The 19,672-nt window shown below is 64.7% G+C and carries 21 protein-coding genes and 1 pseudogene; 10 read left to right on the top strand and 12 right to left on the bottom strand.

Features of this window, described 5'->3' with window-relative positions; all coding sequences use genetic code 11:
• Positions 1-202 precede the first annotated feature (202 nt).
• The gene (locus ACVIJ6_RS33560; RefSeq protein ID WP_456777139.1) at positions 203-1,105 is read right to left on the bottom strand and encodes an NAD(P)-dependent oxidoreductase; all 903 of its coding nucleotides are present in this window, start codon (positions 1,103-1,105) and stop codon (positions 203-205) included.
• Between the two features lie 228 nt (positions 1,106-1,333).
• On the opposite strand from ACVIJ6_RS33560, the gene ACVIJ6_RS33555 reads away from it, so the two are divergent.
• The 4 genes and pseudogenes from ACVIJ6_RS33555 (at position 1,334) to ACVIJ6_RS33540 (ending at position 5,585) form a co-directional block, all read left to right on the top strand.
• Positions 1,334-1,780, top strand: coding sequence for a VOC family protein (locus ACVIJ6_RS33555; protein WP_456776223.1), 447 nt, complete (start codon positions 1,334-1,336; stop codon positions 1,778-1,780).
• A gap of 132 nt (positions 1,781-1,912) precedes the next feature.
• Positions 1,913-3,043, top strand: coding sequence for an Mrp/NBP35 family ATP-binding protein (locus tag ACVIJ6_RS33550; protein ID WP_456776222.1), 1,131 nt, complete (start codon positions 1,913-1,915; stop codon positions 3,041-3,043).
• A 174-nt stretch (positions 3,044-3,217) separates the two neighbouring features.
• A pseudogene (locus tag ACVIJ6_RS33545) lies at positions 3,218-4,312 on the top strand (TRAP transporter substrate-binding protein); the annotation flags it as partial.
• Between the two features lie 184 nt (positions 4,313-4,496).
• Positions 4,497-5,585, top strand: a complete 1,089-nt coding sequence (locus ACVIJ6_RS33540) for a TRAP transporter substrate-binding protein (RefSeq protein WP_456776221.1) — start codon at positions 4,497-4,499, stop codon at positions 5,583-5,585.
• A gap of 255 nt (positions 5,586-5,840) precedes the next feature.
• Here the strand turns inward: ACVIJ6_RS33540 and ACVIJ6_RS33535 are convergent, their stop codons facing one another.
• Positions 5,841-7,442 (bottom strand): TRAP transporter large permease, encoded by a 1,602-nt coding sequence (locus tag ACVIJ6_RS33535; RefSeq protein WP_456776220.1) that lies wholly within the window; start codon positions 7,440-7,442, stop codon positions 5,841-5,843.
• A complete protein-coding gene (locus tag ACVIJ6_RS33530; RefSeq protein WP_315717637.1) occupies positions 7,439-7,978 on the bottom strand; it encodes a TRAP transporter small permease subunit in 540 nt (179 codons plus the stop codon). Before ACVIJ6_RS33530 ends, ACVIJ6_RS33535 begins: the two co-directional genes overlap by 4 nt.
• Before the next feature lie 628 nt (positions 7,979-8,606).
• Between ACVIJ6_RS33530 and ACVIJ6_RS33525 the strand changes: the two genes are divergently transcribed.
• Positions 8,607-8,843 carry a hypothetical protein gene (locus ACVIJ6_RS33525; RefSeq protein WP_456776219.1) on the top strand — a complete coding sequence of 79 codons (237 nt, stop codon included), beginning with the start codon at positions 8,607-8,609 and terminating at the stop codon, positions 8,841-8,843.
• 121 nt (positions 8,844-8,964) lie between these two features.
• On the opposite strand, the gene ACVIJ6_RS33520 is transcribed toward ACVIJ6_RS33525, so the two are convergent.
• Positions 8,965-9,855, bottom strand: a complete 891-nt coding sequence (locus ACVIJ6_RS33520) for a cation diffusion facilitator family transporter (protein WP_456776218.1) — start codon at positions 9,853-9,855, stop codon at positions 8,965-8,967.
• A gap of 210 nt (positions 9,856-10,065) precedes the next feature.
• Complete coding sequence (locus ACVIJ6_RS33515; RefSeq protein WP_456776217.1) at positions 10,066-10,338, bottom strand: hypothetical protein; 273 nt, start codon at positions 10,336-10,338, stop codon at positions 10,066-10,068.
• Between the two features lie 424 nt (positions 10,339-10,762).
• On the opposite strand from ACVIJ6_RS33515, the gene ACVIJ6_RS33510 reads away from it, so the two are divergent.
• Positions 10,763-11,710 carry an aldo/keto reductase gene (locus ACVIJ6_RS33510; protein ID WP_456776216.1) on the top strand — a complete coding sequence of 316 codons (948 nt, stop codon included), beginning with the start codon at positions 10,763-10,765 and terminating at the stop codon, positions 11,708-11,710.
• A gap of 38 nt (positions 11,711-11,748) precedes the next feature.
• On the opposite strand, the gene ACVIJ6_RS33505 is transcribed toward ACVIJ6_RS33510, so the two are convergent.
• The 4 genes from ACVIJ6_RS33505 to ACVIJ6_RS33490 all read right to left on the bottom strand — a co-directional run bounded on the left by ACVIJ6_RS33505 (position 11,749) and on the right by ACVIJ6_RS33490 (position 15,077).
• On the bottom strand, positions 11,749-12,429 hold the full coding sequence (locus ACVIJ6_RS33505; protein WP_456776215.1) for a spermidine synthase: 681 nt from the start codon (positions 12,427-12,429) through the stop codon (positions 11,749-11,751).
• A gap of 7 nt (positions 12,430-12,436) precedes the next feature.
• Positions 12,437-13,471, bottom strand: a complete 1,035-nt coding sequence (gene moaA / locus ACVIJ6_RS33500) for a GTP 3',8-cyclase MoaA (RefSeq protein ID WP_456776214.1) — start codon at positions 13,469-13,471, stop codon at positions 12,437-12,439.
• Between the two features lie 167 nt (positions 13,472-13,638).
• The gene (locus tag ACVIJ6_RS33495) at positions 13,639-14,118 is read right to left on the bottom strand and encodes a hypothetical protein (protein WP_456777138.1); all 480 of its coding nucleotides are present in this window, start codon (positions 14,116-14,118) and stop codon (positions 13,639-13,641) included.
• 272 nt (positions 14,119-14,390) lie between these two features.
• Positions 14,391-15,077, bottom strand: a complete 687-nt coding sequence (locus ACVIJ6_RS33490) for an HAD-IA family hydrolase (protein WP_456776213.1) — start codon at positions 15,075-15,077, stop codon at positions 14,391-14,393.
• 176 nt (positions 15,078-15,253) lie between these two features.
• Here ACVIJ6_RS33490 and rpiA point away from each other — a divergent pair, with 176 nt between their 5' ends.
• The 4 genes from rpiA to ACVIJ6_RS33470 all read left to right on the top strand — a co-directional run bounded on the left by rpiA (position 15,254) and on the right by ACVIJ6_RS33470 (position 18,580).
• Positions 15,254-15,946: a ribose-5-phosphate isomerase RpiA gene (gene rpiA / locus ACVIJ6_RS33485; protein WP_456776212.1), complete on the top strand. Its 693-nt coding sequence runs from the start codon at positions 15,254-15,256 to the stop codon at positions 15,944-15,946.
• A 49-nt stretch (positions 15,947-15,995) separates the two neighbouring features.
• Positions 15,996-16,523: a DUF2059 domain-containing protein gene (locus ACVIJ6_RS33480; RefSeq protein ID WP_012043588.1), complete on the top strand. Its 528-nt coding sequence runs from the start codon at positions 15,996-15,998 to the stop codon at positions 16,521-16,523.
• Positions 16,524-16,555: 32 nt separating this feature from the next.
• Entirely contained in the window at positions 16,556-17,941 is a 1,386-nt protein-coding gene (gene gor, locus ACVIJ6_RS33475) for a glutathione-disulfide reductase (RefSeq protein WP_456776211.1), read from the top strand.
• Positions 17,942-18,178: 237 nt separating this feature from the next.
• Positions 18,179-18,580, top strand: coding sequence for a (R)-mandelonitrile lyase (locus ACVIJ6_RS33470; RefSeq protein WP_456776210.1), 402 nt, complete (start codon positions 18,179-18,181; stop codon positions 18,578-18,580).
• A gap of 26 nt (positions 18,581-18,606) precedes the next feature.
• Here the strand turns inward: ACVIJ6_RS33470 and ACVIJ6_RS33465 are convergent, their stop codons facing one another.
• The 3 genes from ACVIJ6_RS33465 to ACVIJ6_RS33455 are packed head-to-tail and all read right to left on the bottom strand — an operon-like array spanning position 18,607 to position 19,594.
• Positions 18,607-18,822 carry a hypothetical protein gene (locus ACVIJ6_RS33465; RefSeq protein WP_456776209.1) on the bottom strand — a complete coding sequence of 72 codons (216 nt, stop codon included), beginning with the start codon at positions 18,820-18,822 and terminating at the stop codon, positions 18,607-18,609.
• A gap of 41 nt (positions 18,823-18,863) precedes the next feature.
• Positions 18,864-19,274: an SRPBCC family protein gene (locus ACVIJ6_RS33460; RefSeq protein ID WP_456776208.1), complete on the bottom strand. Its 411-nt coding sequence runs from the start codon at positions 19,272-19,274 to the stop codon at positions 18,864-18,866.
• On the bottom strand, positions 19,271-19,594 hold the full coding sequence (locus tag ACVIJ6_RS33455; protein ID WP_456776207.1) for an ArsR/SmtB family transcription factor: 324 nt from the start codon (positions 19,592-19,594) through the stop codon (positions 19,271-19,273). The genes ACVIJ6_RS33460 and ACVIJ6_RS33455 overlap by 4 nt, the downstream gene beginning before the upstream one ends.
• Between the last annotated feature and the right edge of the window lie 78 nt (positions 19,595-19,672).

Genomic DNA, 19,672 nt, shown 5'->3' with positions numbered 1-19,672 from the left:
CAGTTGCGAACGACTGGCGATTGCAATCGGTAACAGCGAGTCGCGATGCGCACAATGGCGATGCGACCATCGCGCGTGGCTCGGCGCACTGGGGGAGCGAGCGAGGAGGAGCGAGGGAGAGAGAGGAGGCCCGCCATCGGGCGAGGCGAGCGCTCTGCCGCGCACGCAAGGCGGCGGCAGAGCCGGATCGACATTCGTCTTTTTACTTCTCCAGCCGGGCCAGCAGGCTGGACGTATCCCAACGCTTGCCGCCGAGCTTCTCGACCTCGGAGTAGAACTGGTCAACGAGCGCGGTCACCGGCAGATGGGCGCCGTTGCGGCGCGCTTCGTTGAGGCAGATCGACAGGTCCTTGCGCATCCATTCCACTGCAAAACCAAAATCATATTTGCCGTCGTTCATGGTCTTGTAGCGGTTCTCCATCTGCCAGGACTGTGCAGCGCCCTTGGAGATGGTCTCGATCACGGCTGCGACGTCGAGGCCCGACTTCTTCGCGAAATGGATGCCTTCGGACAGGCCCTGCACGAGGCCGGCGATGCAGATCTGGTTGACCATCTTGGTCAGCTGGCCGCTGCCGGCCGGTCCGAGCAGCTTGCACATCCTCGCATAGGCCGCGATGACCGGCTCCGCGCCGGCATAGGCGTCTGCGGTGCCGCCGCACATCACGGTGAGAACGCCGTTCTCGGCACCGGCCTGGCCGCCGGACACCGGCGCGTCGATGAATTTGAAGCCGGCCTTGGTGGCTGCAGCGTCCAGCTCACGCGCCACTTCAGCAGAGGCGGTGGTGTGGTCGACGAAGGTCGCGCCCTTGGTCATGCCGGCGAAGGCGCCGTCGGCGCCGATCGTCACCGAGCGCAGGTCGTGGTCATTGCCGACGCAGCACATCACGAAGTCCTGGCCCTCGGCGGCCTGCTTGGGCGTTGCGGCGGTCTTGCCGCCGAACTTGTCGGCCCATTCCTTCGCCTTGGCCGCGGTGCGGTTATAGACCGTGACCTCGTGACCACCCTTCTTCACGAGATGTCCTGCCATGGGGAAACCCATGACGCCGAGACCGATGAAAGCGACTTTAGCCATATGAGCTACCTTGACCTTGGGTTCTGCCGACAGCCTTGAGAGGGCCGGGCTGTTCTTGGAAGGAACACATCAGCCCCCCGCGCGGCTCGCGGCGGCGTGCTGGACGCCGCACCATAACGGCTTGCGAGGCGGGGGCAACGGCTTCGTGACGGATGCGAAAGCGGGACTGTGTGCTAAACAGGCCTGATCATGACGGCTTGCAAAGCCGTCATCCGGCTACGAAATCCGAATAACCAACGAACCAGCCAGGGAGTGTCCCGCATGGGCGTCAGCGTCGGCGTGCTCGATCATTTCAACATCCGGACCCGCAACCTTGCCGAGACGGTCCGCTTCTATGAGGACGTGCTCGGGCTCGAAAACGGCGCCCGGCCGAACTTCGCGTTTCCGGGCGCCTGGATGTACAGCGAGGGCCGGGCGGTGGTGCATCTGGTCGATATCTCGTCGACGTCAGAGGCACAAAAGCCGGACTCCGGGGTCGTCCATCACGTCGCCTTCGTCAGCCGTGGCTTCGCCGCCATGAAGGCGCGGCTCGCGGCCAAGGGCATGCCGTTCGAAGCCCGGCAGGTTCCGGGTGGTGAGCTGTGGCAGATCTTCGTGCGCGATCCGAACGGCGTGATGATCGAGCTCAATTACGAGGCAGCCAGGGAGCAGGCCGGGGATGCGCCGGTGGAGACCGCATCCGACATCGGAACCATGGTGGCGTTTTGAGCCGACCGGCATTATGAAGCAGCCCAACAGGAGGCCGGGCGGATGCTGTCGGCAACGACGGAAGATCATGTCCGGCCAAGACGATAGGGCGCGACGATGTGGCGCGTTCTGAACTTCTTCAGGAGACGCGCCGTGAGCGTGACGCAGCAGCAGGTTCTCGAGGCACTCAAGCGGGTCCGCTCGCCACGCGGCGTGGCGCTGACCGACGCCGGGGTGCTGTCGCCGATCACGGCCAATGACGGCAAGGTGTTCTTCTCGATCAATGTCGAGGCCAGCGAGGCGCGCGGCTGGGAGGATACCCGCGCCCAGGCCGAGGCGGCCGTGCGCGCCATTCCCGGCGTGACCATGGCCATGATCGCATTGACCGCCGAGCGCAAGCCGGGGGCTGCCCCCCCACCGCCACGGACCTCCGGCGTGCAGCCCGTCTCGGCGCATCGTCCCCACCAGCACCAGCATCCGGCGGACTCGCCGATGTCGCGGCAGGCTGCGATTCCCGGCATCGGCGCGGTGATCGCGGTGGCCTCCGGCAAGGGCGGCGTCGGCAAGTCGACCACCGCAATCAACCTTGCGCTCGGCCTGCGCGATCTCGGGCTCAAGGTCGGGCTGCTCGATGCCGACATCTACGGACCGTCGGTGCCCAAGCTGACCGGCCTGCACGAGAAGCCGCAGCTCACGCCCGACAAGAAGATGATCCCGCTGTCGCGCTTCGGCCTTGCGATCATGTCGATCGGCTTCCTGGTCGAGGAGGACAGCCCGATGATCTGGCGCGGCCCGATGGTGATGTCGGCGATCAACCAGATGCTGCGCGAGGTCGCCTGGGGGACGCTCGACGTTCTGGTGGTTGACATGCCGCCGGGCACCGGCGATGCGCAGCTCACCTTGGCGCAGAACGTGCCGTTGAAGGGCGCGGTGATCGTGTCGACGCCGCAGGATCTGTCGCTGATCGACGCCCGCCGGGGCTTGGCGATGTTCCGCAAAGTCAACGTGCCCGTGCTCGGCATCATCGAGAACATGAGCTACTTCCAGTGCCCGCAATGCGGCACGCGCTCGGACATTTTCGGCCATGGCGGCGCCCGCCACGAGGCCGAGCGGCTCGGCGTGCCCTTCCTCGGCGAGATCCCACTGCACATGGACATCCGCTCGACCTCCGACGCCGGCACTCCGGTGGTCGAGAGCGACCCCAGTGGGCCGCATGCGGCGATCTACCGGACCATTGCTGCGTCGGTTCGGGATCAGCTCAAGGGCGCCATTGCTGCGGCGTGATGCGCCGCAGCAATTTGCGTGCGACTATTGGACGGCCTGTCATTCCAACGTCGCGTTTTCGCTGACCCGGTTCCGTGCTAAAGCCCCGGCCGGATCGTACTCGACTCGATGCGGCCAATCGCATCGGCGGACAAATAGTTCTCACGGGAAACGCCCCCAACAAGGAGATGCCTTAATATGAAGCGTCGTGATTTTCTGAAGGTTTCGGCCGCTGGTGCCGCGGCGACGGGCGCCATTGCCTCGCCGGCGATTGCGCAGTCCTCGCCCGAGATCAAGTGGCGGTTGACCTCCAGCTTCCCGAAGTCGCTCGACACGATCTATGGCGGCGCGACCGAGCTGGCGAAATACGTCGCCGAGATGACCGACAACAAGTTCCAGATCCAGGTGTTCGCCGCCGGCGAAATCGTCCCCGGCCTGCAGGCGCTGGACGCGACCGCCAATGGCACCGTCGAGATGTGCCACACCGTGTCGTATTATTATGTCGGCAAGGATCCGACCTTCGCGATCTTCGCTTCGGTGCCGTTCGGCCTCAATGCCCGACAGCAGAACTCCTGGCTGTATCAGGGCGGCGGCAATGAGCTCGCCAACGAGTTCTACAAGAAGTTCGGCGTGATCGGCTTCCCCTGCGGCAACACGGGCACCCAGATGGGCGGCTGGTTCCGCAAGGAGATCAAGACGGTCGCCGACCTCTCGGGCCTCAAATTCCGCATCGGCGGCATCGCCGGCCAGGTTCTGCAGAAGCTCGGCGTCGTGCCGCAGCAGCTCGCGGGCGGCGACATCTACCCGGCGTTGGAGAAGGGCACCATCGACGCCGCCGAGTGGGTCGGCCCCTATGACGACGAGAAGCTCGGCTTCCAGAAGGTGGCCAAGTACTACTACTATCCGGGCTTCTGGGAGGGTGGTCCGACCGTCCACGCCTACACCAACCTCGAGAAGTGGAATTCGCTGCCGAAGAACTACCAAGCAATTCTGACCAACGCGACGATGGCGGCGAACACCTGGATGGCGGCGCGCTACGACATGCAGAACCCCTCGGCGCTGAAGCGCCTGGTCGCCGGCGGCACCCAGCTGCGCCCGTTCACCAACGAGGTGCTGGAAGCCTGCCTCAAGGCCACCAACGAGCTGTGGGGCGAGATCTCGGCGAAGAATCCCGACTTCAAGAAGTCGATCGACGCCATGCAGGCCTATCGCTCGGATGAGTATCTGTGGTGGCAGGTCGCTGAATACACCTATGACAGCTTCATGATCCGCTCGCGTACCCGCGGCTGATCTCAAGCTTTCGATCGGCGGACAAACTGAGCCCGGCCTCGCGAGAGGCCGGGCTTTTTGCGTTGCGTTGCGACAACGTTTCGCAATGGCACTCCGTCGCAGTTTGATCCAGACTGGTTGTGAAGGCCTCGTAAGAAGGCCGCCCAACACCGGACACATAATCATCTCGAGGGAGGGAAAGACTATGAAGCGGAGAGATTTCATCAAGGTCACGGGGCTTGGCGCAGCCGGCGCCGCCACGATCGCGTCGCCTGCGATCGCGCAATCGACGCCCGAGATCAAATGGCGCATGACCACCAGCTGGCCGAAATCGCTCGACACCCTGCACGGTGGCGCCGAGATGATGGCCAAGATGGTCGGCGAGGCCACCGACAACAAATTCCAGATCCAGACCTTTGCCGCCGGCGAAATCGTGCCCGGCCTGCAGGTGCTCGACGCCGTGCAGAACGGCACTGTCGAGATGGGCCACACGGCGTCGTACTACTACTTCGGGAAGGACCCGACCTTCACTTTCGGCTCCTCGGTGCCGTTCGGCCCGAATATGCGCATCAATCAGGCCTGGTACCTGATGGGCGGGGGCAAGGAGATCCTCAACGAGTTCTACAAGAGCTACAATGTCACCTCGCTGCTTGCCGGTAACACTGGCTGCCAGATGGGCGGCTGGTTCCGCAAGGAGATCAACTCGGTCGACGATCTCAACGGGCTGAAATTCCGCATCGGCGGCTTCGCCGGCCGGGTCATGCAGAAGCTCGGCTGCGTGCCGCAGCAGCTCGCCGGCGGCGACATCTATCCGGCGCTGGAGAAGGGCACGATCGATGCCGCTGAATGGGTCGGTCCCTATGACGACGAGAAGCTCGGCCTGTTCAAGGTCGCGCCGCATTACTACTTCCCCGGCTGGTGGGAGGGCGGGCCGATGCTGCTCGCGATGATCAACCTCGAGAAGTGGAATGCGCTGCCCAAGCATTATCAGAAGCTCCTCGAGCAGGCCGGCCACTTCGCCAACAACTGGATGATGGCGAAGTACGACTCCGCCAATCCGCTGGCGCTGCGCAAGCTGATCGCCGGCGGCGCCAAGCTGCATCCGTTCCCGGCGCCGGTGATGGAAGCCTCGTTCAAGGCCGCCAAGGAGCTGCATGCCGAGGTCGCAGCCAGCAATCCCAACTTCAAGAAGGCGCTGGAGTCGCTGACCGCCTATTCGGGCGCCGGCTATTCCTGGTTCCAGGTCGCCGAGGTTGGCTACGACAACTTCATGGCCCGGCGCTCGCAGAGCTGAGCGGCGGCCGTTCTCACCTCCGTCATTGTGAGCGTCGTGAGGGCGGTGGCCACGCTCTCTCCGCGACATTGCGAGCGCAGCGAAGCAATCCAGGGCTGCGCGCGTCACCCTGGATTGCTTCCGCCTTCGCCCGATGGGCTTCGGCGGACGCGTCGGCGCAAGGGCGCCTCGCAATGACGGGCTGATAGAGGCGGGCTCAAACAAAAACCCCGGAAGCGTGGCTTCCGGGGGGTCTTCGTTCGGCCAGGCCGCTGGCTATTGCTTCGGCGCACCGAAATCGAGCGGCGGCAGGTCGATCTGCGGCACCTCGATCTTGACCTTGTCGAGATCGACCTGGACCGGCTTGTCCAGCAGGCCGGTGACGGTGATCGGGAAGGCGATCACGAGCAGCACCATGATCGCCTGCAGGCCGATCCAGGGCATCGCGCCCCAATAGATGTCCGAGCTCTTCACTTCCTTCGGCGCGACGCCGCGCAGGTAGAACAGCGCGAAGCCGAACGGCGGATGCAGGAACGAGGTCTGCATGTTCACGCACAGCATCACGCCGAACCAGATCAGCGCGGCCTCGGGGCCCACCACGGGTGCCAGGATCTTCTGCGCGATCGGCGCGATCATCGGCAGGATGATGAAGGCGATCTCGAAGAAGTCGAGGAAGAAGGCCAGGAAGAAGATGAAGACGTTGATGAAGATCAGGAAGCCCCAGACGCCGCCGGGCAGGGACGTCAGCAGGTGCTCCAGCCACTCGCCGCCGGACACGCCCTGGAACACCACCGAAAAGCAGGTCGAGCCGATCAGGATGAACGTGACCATGCAGGTGATGCGCATGGTGGTCTCGTAGCCCTGCTTGATCAGGTCGCGCAGGTCCGGGATAGCCACCGCACGGATGCCGAGCCAGGCCACCGCGAGATAGGTGATCGCGAACGACAGCTTGAACACCAAGTTCTCGGTGAACAGCATCGCCACGATGGTGCCGATGCCTGCCGCCACCACGCCGACGATCAGGATACTGCGATCCTTCCTGGTGAACTCCTTGTGGTGGATCACCGCCAGAACGATGGCGCCGACCGCGCCCATGGCACCGGCCTCCGTCGGGGTGGCCAGGCCCATCATCATGGTGCCGAGCACGACGAAGATCAGCACCGCCGAGGGAATGATGCCCATCAGGCACTTCTTCCACAGCGCCCAGCCGGTCAGCGTGCGCGCCTCCTTTGGCACCGGCGGCACATGGCTCGGCTTGATCAGGCCGAGCACGAAGGTGTAGCCGGCGAACAGGATGACCTGGAAGATCGACGGGCCCCAGGCGCCGAGATACATGTCACCGACCGACTTGCCGAGCTGGTCGGCGAGCACGATCAGCACCAGCGACGGCGGCACCAGCTGAGTGATGGTGCCGGATGCCGCCAGCACGCCGGTGATGTAGCGCATGTTGTAGCCATAGCGCATCATGACCGGCATCGAGATCATCGCCATCGCGATCACCTGCGCCGCCACCGTGCCGGTGATGGCGCCGAGGATGAAGCCGACGATGATGACCGAATAGCCGAGGCCGCCGCGGATCGGCCCGAACAGCTGGCCCATCGAATCCAGCATGTCCTCGGCGAGCCCGCATCTTTCCAGGATTGCGCCCATGAAGGTGAAGAAGGGGATCGCGAGCAGCAGGTCGTTGGCGAGCACGCTGCCGAAGATGCGCCCTGGGATCGCCTGCAGGAAGTTCAGGTCGAAGAAGCCCAGATGGATGGCGAGAAAGCCGAACGACAGGCCGACGGCGGCGAGCGTGAACGCCACCGGGAAGCCGATCAGCATCGCCAGGACCAGGCCGCCGAACATCAGCGGCGGCATCATCTCCAGCGTAATCATTGCGTCGGCCTCTCGTATTTCGCGTCGATCGTCACGTAGCCCTGCAGCGCCGCCGCACGCTTGATCACCTCGGAGAGGCCCTGCAGGGCCAGCATCACGAAGCCCGCGGGGATGGCGAACTTGACCGGCCAGCGCAGCAGGCCGCCGGCATTGGCTGACATCTCGTTGACCGAATAGGACTGCATGAAGAACGGCCAGGACAGATAGGCCAGCAGCAGGCAGGTGGGGATCAGGAAGAAAAGGGTGCCGATCAGATCGAGCCAGAGCTGGCCGCGCTCGGACAGATACAGATAGAGCAGCTCGACCCGGACGTGCTCGTTGCGCCGGAACGTATAGGAGGCGCCGAACATCACCAGCAATGCGAACATGTACCACTGCAGCTCCAGCCACCCGTTCGACGAATAGCTGAAGGCGTAGCGGATCATGGCGTTGATCGCGCTGACCAGGCAGGCCAGCAGCACCAGCAGATTGCAGACGTAACCGATCTTTTCGTTGAGCTGATCGATGGCATTACTGATTGCCAACAAGGGGCGCATCATGGTCTCCGCTGCGGGCGCTGGTCAGAACAGCGCGCCTGAGCTCACGGGAGGCATGGTTTCGCGATCACGCTGAGCGTGCGGGTCTTGTCGACGACGCGCTTGGAGCGAATGCAACGAAACGTCCTCCCCCTCGATGCTTCCGGCTCTTGTTCGGCGCTTGTGTGAGGGCGAACGCCCGTCGGCCGCGCGGGCTCGAAAGCGAGGGCACCATTTCAGCGTGTCATCCTGCCGTCAATCGGAAAATGGACACATTGACGCCCCGGGCAACAGTCTGGCGCTGTTCGGTAAACTCGGATCCGACAGCTCACGGCGAACGCGCAGTCTTTGTTGCCGAAGGATCAGGCAGTCTGCCGGCGGCGGTTCGCAGCCGCCACAACGGCGGATCAGAACGGGCTGGTGCCAATTCGGTTCGCGACGCGATCGCGGCCGCAGCAGCAGGCGCGGAGACGTGGCTTCCATGGCCATGGATGGATCGTCGTTCAGCAGAGAACGTACAGCTCGACCACGCCGGAGCGTTCCAAACAGCGATCCCCAACCTGTCTCGGGATCGTCCATGGGAATGTTGGCGCGGGGCCACAAGCTGGATAGAACGTCATCATGAACGTCTGACCCAGGGATCAACCGGATGAGCAAGCCGAGCAAGACCGAGGCCGAACTGATCGCGATGGCGGTGGCCGAGCTGAAGGTTCATACGGATTACGCTGAGGGCCTTCGCATTTCCGTCGTTCGGGACGGACATTCCTGGGAGTTTCGCGCCAGCGCAGATCAGGAAACGATCAGCAAGCCCGGCTACCCCGAATGCGTCGCCATGCTGGTCCAGATTGGCGATCATTTGTCGAAGCAGTACGCGCTTCAGGAGTGACGCGTTTCGCGCGGGACGCGGTCCGAATGTGAGCGTCGGATCAGGGGCGTTCGTTTGGCGGTCGGCAAGCCTTCGCGGCATTGCGGCCGAACGGCAACTGGCATGCGGTGCCGCGCTTCACTCAGAGCACGACAACGCCGGAGTGCTTGGCCTTGTTTTCGGGCTCGATGTGAATGGTGATCGAGCTATGCTCGTCGTCCTCGCGCAAGGCCTCTTCGATCCGGTCGCAGATGGCGTGGGCCTGGTTGACCGACATCTCGCCGGGAACGACGAGGTGGAACTCGATGAAGGTCATCTTGCCGGCGTGCCGTGTGCGGACGTCGTGCGCTTCGAGCGCGCCGTCGGCCTGGCCGCTGATGATCTGGCGGATACGGGCGAGCGTGGCGTCGGGCACCGCTTCATCCATCAGGCCGCTGGTCGATTCCTTCAGCACCTGCCATCCCGACCAAAGGATGTTGACGGCGACCAGCAGAGCCAAGGCCGGGTCGAGCACCGGCAGCTGCAGCACCACCGCGAGGCCGAGGCCGAGCACGACGCCGCCCGAGGAGACCACGTCGGTGAGCAGATGCCGCCCATCCGCCACCAGGGCTGGCGACCGTAGCCGCTTACCGCGCGTGATCAGCAGCCAGCACCAGATGCCGTTGATCACGCTTGCGAGCCCATTCACGGCGAGACCCTCGATGGGAGCCGAGAACGGTCGCGGCGCGAACAGATTGCCGTAGGCCTCGTGGACGATCAGCAGCGCGGCGACCACGATCATGACGCCTTCGATTACCGCGCTGAAATACTCGACTTTGTGGTGGCCGAACGGATGGTTGGCGTCAGCCGGCTTGGCGGCGATGCGCACCGCGAGCAGCGCCACGCCGGCCGTGACCACGTTGACGATGCTCTCGAGCGCGTCGGAATAGAGCGCCACCGATCCCGTGATCCAATAGGCGGCATATTTCAGGGCAAGGACGATGATCCCGACCACGAGGCTGCCGACGGCGAGCTTGAGCGATTGCGAATGCATGATGTCCTGATCCCGACCGAAGCTGGGTACTCAAGGGCGCAATGGAACGCAATGTCCGTTGCTGCGACTGAGTTTCGGGAGAGCTTGTTGCTGCATGCAACTGGCGGAGCAATGTCACATGATCCTGCTGACCTCCAGCAAACAGAAAGGTCGCGCCCTGGGATGAGCACGACCTCCTGACGTCGCCAGAGCCTGTCGAGGGATGGCCGACTACTTCTCTTTGATGACCGTGGTGGTGCTGGTGGAACTGCCGACCGTGCCTTCGTCCTCGCAGACCTTGGTCTGCTTGATACGGTCCTCGGCTTCGACGCGGCTCGTGAACGCCATGGGTCCGATCTGGGTCACGACCTCCCGGTTGGCGGGACGCGTGGTGGTGATGGTGCACCGGTGGCTCGGTCCCTGCACGACATAGTATTCGTCAGCGAATGACGGGGCCATGGATCCGATGATCACCGCGCCAGCAAGAAGAAGGGGTGCTTTCATTGTCGCCTCTCTTTCCAGCTACTGCCAATGCAGGACGGATGCGCCCGACAGCCTTGCTGTTCGTCGCTCAATCCTCTCCGCGCCTGTGCAACCGCGCGCAAGGCAGCAGTTCCGGCGACATGAGCCCGGCAGCTGGCGGACGCCCCTTGATCGGCGGCGTGGACGAAGCGGCTGCAGCAGCCGCTGTCTCGCCACGGTCTGACGTGTCGGGTCGATCCCAGCCCGAGCGGCTGGGTCGCGCACGGGCGGCCGAGCCATAAGAGACCGGATGACCAGAACGAGCCACTCGGCGCCGCGCGCCTGTGCGGGCCGACAAAAATGTGTCGGTCGGTATCCAAATATTGCCAACTATTGCCGGATATGATTGGCTGGCGGTAGTTTTCAACCTTTGCGTTTGTCCATGAAGTATCGACAACTTGGCTCTTTGACCGTCTCCGAAATCGGTCTCGGCTGCTCCGGATTTTGGGGGCATCGGCAATTCGACGACCGGCAGGCCATCCGGATCGTGCATGAAGCTTTCGATCTCGGAATCAATCTGTTCGATACTGGACACAACTACTGCAACTACAATGCCGAGCCTCGGCTGGGCCGCGCGCTGGCAGACATATTGAAGCGCTCCGATCGATCGAAGATCGTTGTCTCGACCAAGGCCGGCACATTGCGTCCGCGGCCTTTGCTGTCGCTCCGCGAGGTCAAGACGCAGGATCACAGCCCCGATTATATCGAGCGCGCCTGTGCGCAGGCGATCAAGAATTTGAACGTCGGCTTCATCGATATTTTCTATCTGCATAATTTCTCACCGGCCTCGATCACCGATGAGCTGTTGACGAAGCTCGCTGCGATGCGCCGCAATGGCATGTTCAGGCTGCTTGGCATCAACACGCATTCAGAGGCGCATATGCAATATGTCGCGCAGCTGCAGGGCGTGTTCGACGTGGCGCTGATCGATCTGAACGTCGCGCAACTGGACCGGCTGCCGGTGGTCGAGCAGTTGCACAAAGCGGGCATTGCCGTCGTGGCGGGCACGGTCCTGGCGCAAGGGCACCTGATCCGGGGCAAGATCGGTCACATCCGCAGCGCGGCCGATCTGTGGTATCTGGCCCGTGCGCTGCTGAAGCCGGACGCCCGCCGCCTGGCCTTGGCCGCGCGTGATGTCCGGCCTGCGCTCGCAGCGGTCGAAGGACTCTCGGCTGCCCAGGCCGCAATGTCCTATATTCTCGGGCTTCCGCAGGTGTCGGCCTGCATTTTCGGAACCACGAACCTGAAGAACCTGCGAGAGATCGCTGCCGCTCCGGAAAAGCGCCTGTCGGCGGCACATGCCGCCTCGATCTATTCGGCGTTCCGTCAGCAGCGCACCTTCGCCAGCGCCTGATCAAGATCGATGTGGTGTGGCCGTCGCTGCGCCAGGCGTCATCGCGCGGGTCGCGTCGCGATCCAGATGACATGGCGGGCGCCACCGCCGCGACCGGTGGCGCGGATCTTGATCTCCTCGGTGTCGAAGCCGGCCTTGCGCAGGCGCGGGGCGAAGCGATCGTCCGGGTGCGACGACCACACTGCCAGCACTCCGCCGGGGCGCAACGCGGTGAACGCGGTCCGCAGGCCGGACGAGTCATAAAGCGCGTCGTTGGATTGCCGGGTCAGGCCCTGCGGACCGTTGTCGACGTCGAGCAGGATGGCATCATAAGCGCCGCGTCCGCCCGCGATCAGTCGCACCACGTCGGCCTCGCGGATGTCGACGCGCGGATCAAGCAGGCTCTCGCCCGACAATTCGGCCATCGGGCCGCGTGCCCAGGCGATCACCGCGGGCACCAGTTCTGCCACGGTGACCCGGGCCTGCGGCCCCAGCACCTTCAAGGCCGCTCGCAACGTGAAGCCCATGCCGAGGCCGCCGATCAAAAGATGCGGGGCAGGGCTGCCCTTGATGCGGGCGCAGCTCAGGGTCGCCAGCGCCTCTTCCGAGCCGTACAGCCGGCTGCTCATCAGCTCGTTCTGGCCGAGCTTGATGGTGAACTCCTTGCCGCGCTGCATCAGCCGCAGCGGCTCGCCGCCGCCCGGCACGTCTGCGGTGTCGATCAGCTTCCAGGGGATCACGGGTGGTTCACCCGCCCGTCACGCTCATATGCCGGCTGACGCTCGGGCGGTTGTGGCGGCGGTCGATGATGAAGTCGTGGCCTTTCGGCTTCAGGCCGATGGCGCGGTCGATCGCGGCACTGAGCTCCTCGTCGCTGGCGGAGGCCCGCAGCGGCTTGCGCAGATCCGAGGCGTCCTCATGGCCGAGGCAGGTGTGCAATGTGCCGGTGCAGGTGACGCGTACGCGGTTGCAGCTCTCGCAGAAATTATGCGTCATCGGGGTGATGAAGCCGATCGTGCCGCCGGTCTCGGCGACGCGCACATAGCGGGCCGGGCCGCCGGTGGTCTCGTCGAGATCGGTCATCGTGTATTTCTGCGCGAGACGGCCGCGCAGCAGCGACAGCGGCAGATATTGGTCGATACGGCCTTCGCCGATCTCGCCCATCGGCATCACTTCGATGAGCGTCAGCGCCATGCCCTTGCCATGCGCCCAGTCGATCAGGCTAGGGATCTCGTCCTCGTTCATGTTCTTCAGCGCGACCGCATTGATCTTCACCGCAAGGCCGGCGGCGCGCGCGGCCTCGACGCCGGCGAGCACGCGGTCGAGATCGCCCCAGCGGGTGATGGTGCGGAACTTCTCAGGATCGAGCGTGTCGAGCGAGACGTTGATGCGGCGAACGCCGCAATCGGCGAGCTCGGCGGCATGTTTCGCGAGCTGGGTCGCGTTGGTCGTCATCGTCAGCTCGTTAAGCGCGCCGCTCTTCAGATGCCGCGACAGCGAGCGCACCAGGCTCATGACGTTGCGCCGGACCAGCGGCTCGCCGCCCGTGAGGCGCAGCTTCTTCACGCCTTTGTGGATGAAGGCGGAGCACAGCCGGTCGAGCTCCTCCAAGGTCAGGAGGTCGGCCTTCGGCAGGAACGTCATGTCCTCCGCCATGCAATAGAAGCATCTGAGGTCGCAGCGGTCGGTGACCGAAACGCGCAGATAGCTGATCCGGCGTCCGAAGGGGTCGGTCATCGGGCGCGTCAGGGCGGTGTTACTCAACGTCGTCTCAGCGGTCATGGAAAGCCTTGGCAGGTGGCGCCGATGCCACGAGGCGGCCGCGTGGGCGACCGAACATCAATTACCAGGCAATCTAATCATGATCAGCGCGGCTCACAATCGTCGAGATGCGCGCCTTCAATGCTGCGATGCAGCGCTGCAGCAGCAGCGACATCGCAGTCGAGCTGCTATTGGCGTGCCGCGGTCGGCGCCGGGAATGCGGAACCGGTGGCCGCCGGAGCAGGGGCTGCTGCGGCTGGCGCAGCCGCGGATTTCTGCGGCTTCGGCTTCTTCGGCCGCATATGCTTGACGGCCTTGGGCGCGGGCGCGGCCGGCTGCAACTCGGCCACGACAGGGCTCGGATCCATCACGACAGGCGGTGAACTGTTGAAATCGCCGCTGTTGCGGATGACCTGCACGGGGATCGTCGCCGGCTGATATTTGTCCATGGTGAAGGTGACGGTGAAGCCCGCATCCGGCGCCGGCACCGAGACGGTGCAGGGCGTCTTGCAGCCCGGTCCGAGCGAGGTCTTAGCCTCGGCCCCTTGCGGCACGGAATCGAGCTGCACCGGCACCTCCGGCGCCGCCATCTTGAAACTGTCCATGGAGAAGGACGAGCAGCCGGCCAACCCAGCTCCCGCGATCGCAATTGCGATGACACGCCACATCATGATGTCCGCCCCACAACCCTGCGGCCATCCGCCGCAATCCCAGGGCGACCATAGGAGCGTCAGAACAGCGGCGCAACTGCGGTCAACCTTATTCTCAACAGAAGGTTAAACCTGGAACCGCCGCGAATTCCGGAGGCTGGCCAGCGTCTTACGTGTGGTGCTGCGGGAGATTCGCAATTATGGAGAGCAGCCGGGCTGGGTGCGAGGCTGCGCACTTTTCAACGAGTCGAGGTGCAACCGCTCTACCAAAAGCCAGGCTGCGTGGCCCGTCAGCCGACTTTGAGCGACGGCCCGAGCGCGGCAATTGCGGCCGGCAGCTCGCGCATATGGTCGATCAGGTGGTCAGGATTCAGCTCCGCGATCGGCACATCCGTATAGCCGAAAGTGCAGCCGATCACGGGGACGCCGGCACGGCGCGCCGCGCCGACATCGGTTCCGGCATCGCCGACCATGATCGCGGCGCCGATCTCGCCGCCGGCGCGGGCAATGGTCTGGCGCAGGATCGCCGGGTCCGGCTTGGCCACCCCGAACGTGTCCGCGCCGCAGATCGCCGCAAAGCGCGCGGAGAGGCCAAGCTGGTCGAGCAACCGCTTGGACAGCCATTCCAGCTTGTTGGTGCACACCGCGAACTGGCAGCCGCGGCCGGCGAGCTCGTCCAGCGCGGCCTCAAGCCCGTCGAAGGGGCGCGATTCGACCGCGATGTTCTCGGCGTAGAAATCGATGAAGTCGACGGTCAGGCGCTCGATATCCTCGGTGCTGGCGAAGCGGCCCTCGGCCTCGAGGCCGCGCTCGAGCAGCTTGCGCGCGCCATGCCCGATCATCTTGCGCGCCGAGGCCAGCGGCACGGGCCGCAGACCTTCGCGCTGCAGGATGTGGTTGAGCGCGTTGATGAGGTCCGGCGCCGTGTCGACCAGGGTGCCGTCGAGATCGAAAACGATGGTGCTCGAGATGCGCATGGGTATCCGCTACCGGCAGGCTCGCGCCCTTGCAAGGGCTCGCGACGGCTTTTTGTCCGATTTCGTGGCCGCGGAGAGCTAGGCCCCGCGGCAAAACATCGCTAGATATGCGCCGGTTTTCGGCTCCGGCTTGCGCGGAGCCTCAGGGGTTGCGAAGGGCGGGTTCCTTGGTCGACATGGATGCATTGAAGCGGCAGGCGGCGGCGCACGCGCTGCGCGAGGTCGAAAGCGGCATGAAGCTCGGGCTCGGCACCGGCTCGACCGCCAAGCATTTCGTCGACCTGCTTGGTGAGCAGGTCCGCGCCGGCCTCAAGGTCGTGGGCGTGCCGACCTCGGAGGCGACGCGGGCACAGGCGGAGGCCTGCGGCGTGCCGCTGACCACGCTCGACGAGATCGACCATCTTGACCTGACTGTGGATGGCGCTGACGAGATCAATCCGGCGCTCGATCTGATCAAGGGCGGGGGAGGGGCGCTGCTGCGCGAGAAGATCGTCGCCAGCGCTTCCGATCGCATGATCGTGATCGCCGATGAGAGCAAATGGGTGGCCCGGCTCGGCCGCTTCCCGCTGCCGATCGAGGTGATCCCGTTCGGGCTGGCCGCGACCCGGCATGCCATCGCTGCCGCCTTCGCGAAGGCGGGCGTGTCCGGACAGATGGACCTGCGCAAGTCGGCAGATGGCCACGTTTTCGTCACCGATGGCGGCCACTGGATTGTCGACGTCCGCCTTGGGGAGATCGAGGATCCCCCGCGCCTGGCGGGTCTTTTGAGCGCAATTCCGGGCGTGGTCGAGCACGGGCTGTTCATCGGCCTCGGCAGCACGGCGATCCTGGCGGGCGCACAGGGAATTCGCGTTATCCAGCGGCCTTGAGCGCAGCACGAAACTGCGCCCAGCGCCGCAATCTCACAGGAGACTTGGAATGAAGAGCGTGTTCAGAATCTTGCCGGCCGCCGGCGTTGTGCTGGCCCTGGCCTCGGCGAGCCCCGCTGCCGCGCAGGCGCAAGCGCAGCCGCCGGCCTTGAAGCCGGCCTCGCCCGCCTGCATGGCCGGTGCGCGCGAGATTCTGGGAATGAAGAACGCGGCTGCGATGTACGCCAATGCCGTCCCCGGCATCGTGCAGCAGACCAAGCAGGCGCTGCTCCAGTCCAACCTCAACTACCAGAAGGATCTCGACGAGGTCGCCGTGGTGGTCGCCCAGACCTATGCCGGCAAGGAGAAGGAGATCGGCGAGAAGATGGCGCAGATCTACTGCAACGAGTTCTCCGATCAGGAGATCGCCAACCTCGTGACCTTCTACAAGTCGGCGATCGGCCAGAAGCTGCTTGCGGCCGAGCCGAAGGCGATCCAGATGAGCATGGGCGCAATGAATCAGTGGGCGGCGGAGTTCTCCGACACCGTTGCCGCGCAGTTCCGCGCCGAGATGCGCAAGCGCGGCAAGCAACTCTGATCAGGTTGTCAAAAGGATAGGTCGAGGACGAAATGGCTGAATTCGACGTCGACCTGTTCGTGATCGGTGGTGGGTCGGGTGGCGTGCGCGCCGCCCGCATCGCCGCCGGCTATGGCGCCCGCGTGATGGTCGCCGAGGAATACCGCATGGGCGGCACCTGCGTGATCCGCGGCTGCGTGCCCAAGAAGCTGTTCGTGATCGGCTCGCATGTCCGCCAGGAGATCGCCGATGCCGCCGGCTTCGGCTGGACCATCCCGACCGCGACCTTCGACTGGAAGACGCTGATCGCCAACAAGGACAAGGAGATCGCGCGGCTCGAGGCGGCCTACACCGCCAATGTCGAGAAGTCCGGCGCCAAGATCGTCAAGACCCGCGCCGTGCTGGAGGACGCCCACACCGTGCGGCTCGCCACCGGCGAGACGATCCGCGCCAAATACATCCTGATCGCGACCGGCGGCGCGCCCAATCACGGCACGCCGATTCCGGGCATCGAGCACGTCATCTCCTCCAACGAGGCGTTTCACCTGGAGGAGCTGCCGCGCCGGATCGTGATCCAGGGCGGCGGCTATATCGCGCTCGAATTCGCCTGCATCTTCGCCAATTTCGGCTCCGACGTCACCGTCGTCTATCGCGGTGACAACATCCTGCGCGGCTTCGACGAGGACGTCCGCAAGCATGTCCGGTCCGAGATGGAGAAGGAAGGCATCACCATCCTGACCGGCTGCACGGTGGCGAGCGTCGACAAGCACGGCAAGGACTACACCACGCATCTGTCCAACGGCTCCAGCATCGCCTCCGACAAGGTGATGTTCGCGATCGGCCGTCACCCGGCGGTCGCCAATCTCGGCCTGGAAAAGGCCGGCGTCGCCATCAATCCGCGCAACGGCGGCATTGCGGTGGACGCGTTCTCGCAGAGCTCGGTGCCGAGCATCTATGCGATCGGCGACGTCACCCATCGCTTCAATCTGACGCCGGTGGCGATCCGCGAGGGCCACGCGTTCGCCGACACTGTGTTCGGCGGCAAGACCGTGCGCGTCGATCACGCCGACATCCCGACCGCGGTGTTCAGCCAGCCCGAGGTGGGCACGGTCGGCCTTACCGAAACCCAGGCGCGCGAACTCTACGACCGCGTCGACATCTACAAGACCAGCTTCCGCCCGATCAAGGCGACGATGTCCGGCCGCGACACCCGCGTGCTGATGAAGCTCGTCGTCGACGGCGCGACCGACCGCGTGCTCGGCTGCCACATCGTCGGCGACATGGCTGCGGAGATCACCCAGGCGGTGGCTATCGCCATCAAGATGAAGGCGACCAAGGCGGATTTCGACGCTACCGTCGCGCTGCATCCCTCCGCCGCCGAGGAACTGGTGACGATGCGCACGGTGACCGAGCGGCATGTGAGGCAGGCGGCGGAGTAGGGACCGCAGCGGCCTCGCCTTGCACGATCGAGGCGGCGATGTCCGGATGCGTCGACATTGTACCCGGAACCGGCGCCGCCTGCGCAGGCTGAGGCGTTGCTTCTCCTTCGTGAACTGCATTCAGAAAACCATGCTCCGCCTCCCATCTTATCGGGCGGCAGCGGGCGTCCTACACTGGCGGCACGTTCGATGACGAGTCATGTCATCACGAGCACGATCAGCAGGACGAGAGACGGCATGGACATTAAGCGCAGCGGTTCTCGGCCTTCCGGCATCGGAACGCCCGACCATTTCACCGGAGGGGTCCGCGTCGATCCGCTGTTCGAGGTGGCGGAGCCGGCGCAAGCGCGCGGCGGGCTCGTCACCTTCGAGCCGGGGGCGCGCACGGCCTGGCACAGCCATCCGCTGGGGCAGGTCCTGATCGTCACCTCCGGCCTCGGCTGGGTGCAGCGCGACGGCGGCGCGATCGAGGAGATCCGTCCCGGCGACGTCGTGAGGTTCGATCCCGGCGAGCGGCACTGGCATGGCGCGACCGCCACGACCGCGATGTCTCACATCGCGATCACGGAGTCGCTGAACGGCAAGACGGCCGACTGGTTCGAGCATGTGAGCGAGGCACAATATCGCGCGCGTCTCTGACGTTCGGCTCAGGCGCGCCCGTCCGGTCAGGGCTGAGTCTTTGCCGGCCTCGCCGACAGATAGGGTCGCACGAACAGATAGAGCCCCGTCGCCAGCAGCATGATCAGCGGGACCAGCGCCAGCAGGCCGACCCAGAAGGCCGGTTGCGTTTGCATCATCGCCGCGATGTTGATGATGACCGCGACCGTGAAGGCGATCGACACCCAGCGATGTACCTGCCGGATCGTGTTGCTCCAGTTCATCTGTTCCTCCCGGTGATGACGTTGCTTTTGGCCGGCGCGGCTCAGCCGAGCCGTGCCAGACTCTGCTCCAGGCCGTCGAAGAATTTCGGCCAGCCGTAGCGCGCGCCCTGATAGGCGCGGGTCTGGTCGGCGGCGAAGCCGGTCTGCTCCATGCGCAGATGCGTGCCTGTCGCGGTCGGCGTCAGCGTCCAGGTCACGACGCTGTCGAGGCCGAGCGCAGCCCAGCTGTAGGACAGGGTCCGGTGCGGCTCGATGGTCAGGACCTGGCAGTCGACGACGCCCCAATCGGCGTCGAGCTTGAAGCGACGATCGAGTTCGGCCGCGAAGTCGTTCTTCATCAGCCATTCGGCGATCAGATGCGGCTGCGTCAGCGCGCGCCAGAGCTTTTCCGGCGGATGCGCGAACTCGCGCTCGACGACGACGGTGCGGGTTTCAGGCGCAGCAGAGGTCATTGATCCATCCTGTTGAGCAGATTGTCGAGATCGTCGAAGCGGCTCTCCCAGAACGCGGCCATGCGGCTGGTCCAGTCGAGCAGCGGCGCCAGCGCCTTGGGCTGCGCACGATAATGCGTCAGGCGGCCTTCGTGGCGCTCGCGCACCAGGCCGGCCTGCTTGAGTACTCCGAGATGTTTCGAGACCGCCGGCTGCGACACGCCGGCCTTGGCGGTCAGCGCGCCGACCGTCTGCTCGCCGTTGCGGCACAGGCCTTCGAAGATCGCACGCCGGGTCGGATCGGCGAGCGTTCGGAACAAGAGGTCGGGCGAGCGGGGCATCTCATCCATAACTCGTTGGTTATGGATTTATCTATAACCAGTTGGTTATCGATCGGTCAAGCGCTGGCTTCATGCTTG

It is taken from the genome of Bradyrhizobium sp. USDA 4369 (assembly GCF_054056435.1).
Note: the sequence above shows the minus strand (reverse complement) of the source record. Positions and strands in the feature narration are given on the sequence as shown.

Excerpts from the sequence above, each read along its gene's own strand:
- ACVIJ6_RS33470 (WP_456776210.1), top strand. The coding sequence starts at position 18,179 with ATGGACATTAAGCGCAGCGGTTCTCGGCCTTCCGGCATCGGAACGCCC.
- ACVIJ6_RS33460 (WP_456776208.1), bottom strand. The coding sequence starts at position 19,274 with ATGACCTCTGCTGCGCCTGAAACCCGCACCGTCGTCGTCGAGCGCGAG.
- ACVIJ6_RS33520 (WP_456776218.1), bottom strand. The coding sequence starts at position 9,855 with ATGCATTCGCAATCGCTCAAGCTCGCCGTCGGCAGCCTCGTGGTCGGG.
- ACVIJ6_RS33530 (WP_315717637.1), bottom strand. The coding sequence starts at position 7,978 with ATGCGCCCCTTGTTGGCAATCAGTAATGCCATCGATCAGCTCAACGAA.
- ACVIJ6_RS33490 (WP_456776213.1), bottom strand. The coding sequence starts at position 15,077 with ATGCGCATCTCGAGCACCATCGTTTTCGATCTCGACGGCACCCTGGTC.
- ACVIJ6_RS33465 (WP_456776209.1), bottom strand. The coding sequence starts at position 18,822 with ATGAACTGGAGCAACACGATCCGGCAGGTACATCGCTGGGTGTCGATC.
- ACVIJ6_RS33555 (WP_456776223.1), top strand. The coding sequence starts at position 1,334 with ATGGGCGTCAGCGTCGGCGTGCTCGATCATTTCAACATCCGGACCCGC.
- ACVIJ6_RS33455 (WP_456776207.1), bottom strand. The coding sequence starts at position 19,594 with ATGCCCCGCTCGCCCGACCTCTTGTTCCGAACGCTCGCCGATCCGACC.
- ACVIJ6_RS33535 (WP_456776220.1), bottom strand. The coding sequence starts at position 7,442 with ATGATTACGCTGGAGATGATGCCGCCGCTGATGTTCGGCGGCCTGGTC.
- rpiA (WP_456776212.1), top strand. The coding sequence starts at position 15,254 with ATGGATGCATTGAAGCGGCAGGCGGCGGCGCACGCGCTGCGCGAGGTC.
- ACVIJ6_RS33495 (WP_456777138.1), bottom strand. The coding sequence starts at position 14,118 with ATGTGGCGTGTCATCGCAATTGCGATCGCGGGAGCTGGGTTGGCCGGC.
- ACVIJ6_RS33525 (WP_456776219.1), top strand. The coding sequence starts at position 8,607 with ATGAGCAAGCCGAGCAAGACCGAGGCCGAACTGATCGCGATGGCGGTG.
- gor (WP_456776211.1), top strand. The coding sequence starts at position 16,556 with ATGGCTGAATTCGACGTCGACCTGTTCGTGATCGGTGGTGGGTCGGGT.
- ACVIJ6_RS33540 (WP_456776221.1), top strand. The coding sequence starts at position 4,497 with ATGAAGCGGAGAGATTTCATCAAGGTCACGGGGCTTGGCGCAGCCGGC.
- ACVIJ6_RS33515 (WP_456776217.1), bottom strand. The coding sequence starts at position 10,338 with ATGAAAGCACCCCTTCTTCTTGCTGGCGCGGTGATCATCGGATCCATG.
- moaA (WP_456776214.1), bottom strand. The coding sequence starts at position 13,471 with ATGACCGCTGAGACGACGTTGAGTAACACCGCCCTGACGCGCCCGATG.
- ACVIJ6_RS33480 (WP_012043588.1), top strand. The coding sequence starts at position 15,996 with ATGAAGAGCGTGTTCAGAATCTTGCCGGCCGCCGGCGTTGTGCTGGCC.